Annotated in this window: 2 protein-coding genes; both read left to right on the plus strand. The window is 45.6% G+C overall.

The window, feature by feature from the left end:
• Window positions 1–1,050: TolC family protein (locus BUA59_RS23365; protein ID WP_072842477.1), on the plus strand; the 1,050-nt coding region annotated here is incomplete at its 5' end.
• On the plus strand, window positions 1,047–1,360 hold a 314-nt coding region (locus BUA59_RS23370; protein WP_281251040.1), incomplete at its 3' end, for a heavy metal-binding domain-containing protein. The genes BUA59_RS23365 and BUA59_RS23370, both read left to right, overlap by 4 nt.

Here is a 1,360-nt window from a genome sequence, read left to right on the forward strand (position 1 = left end):
AACGTGTCGGTATCGCAGATGTTTCCAGCTGGCGATACCTTACGTTTAACAGGGGAAAAGTACGCTGTGCAAGGCGATCAAATGCCCTTGATGCGTGATAATCGTCGTGCAATGCTGGCGATGGAAGTGTCAAATCTTTGGCTAACGGCCTACAGTTACGAAGAAAGTATCAAGCTCGTGAAGCAAAATAGAATTTTGTTCGAACAACTTCATGAGGTAGTGGAAAGTAGTTATAGCTCGGCGTACGGGCGAGCCAAACAGCAAGATTTAGTGCGCTCTGAACTGGAGTTGATTAAGTTAGATCATCGCCTTACGCAGCTTAGCCAAGCGAAAGAAAATGCACTGAAAAAATTATCCCAATATATTCTTCCGACAATGGCTGATCAGAACACAGCTGATCAAGATATCACCCTGAAAACAACGGGTGAACCCATTATGGTAACCCCGTCTAATATCCTTTCATCGAATTCATTGGCATTGGCGGCTCGCCTGAGCCTGCATCCTTTGGTTCGCATTGTCGATGTTCAATCCAATACCGCGCAGATAGATAAAGCGATTGCCGAGCAAAAGTACAAACCAGAATGGGGCGTTACGTTGGGTTACGGTTATCGCGGTGATGATTTAAGCGGCAAAGATCGAGCCGATCTGGCGTCGATTGCGGTGAGTGTCAGTGTGCCAATCTTTTCGTCTAGTCGACAGGATGCTCAGGTGAAAGCCGCGTCCTTACAAGTTGAGTCTTTTCTTTCTGAAAAGCAGCTGGTGCTGAATGAACTCATGGCGAAATACCGTGTTCTGACATCTGATATTACTCTGCTAGATCAACGAATCCGTCTTTATCAAACAAAGTTACTTCCTAGTTACAGAGAAAGCGCACAAGCCATGTTGAATGCTTATACCAGCAATGATGGTGTTTTTTCGGATGTGGTTCAGGCGCGTATCGCGACACTGAATGCGCATATTGAATTGTTGAATATTCGTATTGAGCGTTTCAAGCGCTTGGCAGAATTGAATTATGTGATGGCACAAGGTGAAGAGGTGAAACTCAAATGAAAGTAATCGGGTATATCGGCGTATTTGTACTAGGTGGCGTTCTTTCGGCTACGGGTTATCACTTTGCTCTTCAAGCATTCAATGCCATGAACGGGGAAATGAATGCTGGTCCATCAGTCACGAAAGATGAAAAATCGCCTTTATATTGGGTGGCGCCAATGGACCCAAATTACCGTCGTGACAAGCCGGGTCAATCTCCTATGGGAATGGATTTGATCCCTTTTTATGGTGATGACCAAGGTTCCAATAATCAGGGCGCTGGTACTGTGAGCATCTCGCCTGAAGTCGTTAATAACCTTGGCGTGCGAAC

This window comes from Marinomonas polaris DSM 16579 (genome assembly GCF_900129155.1).
GTDB classification, from domain to species: Bacteria; Pseudomonadota; Gammaproteobacteria; order Pseudomonadales; family Marinomonadaceae; genus Marinomonas; species Marinomonas polaris.